General features: G+C 43.9%; 1 protein-coding gene. It reads left to right on the top strand.

The features are described from left to right. Nucleotides 1-255, top strand: a 255-nt coding sequence (locus PSH50_RS21130; RefSeq protein WP_273604851.1) for a GTP-binding protein, incomplete at both ends; no start/stop codon positions are given.

The following is a 255-nucleotide window of genomic DNA, read 5'->3' as shown; positions in this document are numbered from 1 at the left end:
AGCACATCCTACTTTCTCGTCAGGTTGGCGTACCTTACATCGTTGTATTCATGAACAAATGTGACATGGTTGACGACGAAGAGCTACTTGAGCTAGTAGAAATGGAAGTTCGTGAACTTCTTTCTGAGTACGACTTCCCAGGTGATGACTTACCACTAATTCAAGGTTCTGCTCTTAAAGCACTTGAAGGCGAAAAGCAGTGGGAAGACAAGATCGTTGAGCTTGCAGAAGCACTAGATTCTTACATTCCAGAGC

Source organism: Pseudoalteromonas sp. Angola-7 (genome assembly GCF_028599255.1).
Classification (GTDB): Bacteria; Pseudomonadota; Gammaproteobacteria; order Enterobacterales; family Alteromonadaceae; genus Pseudoalteromonas; species Pseudoalteromonas atlantica.
Note: the sequence above shows the minus strand (reverse complement) of the source record. Positions and strands in the feature narration are given on the sequence as shown.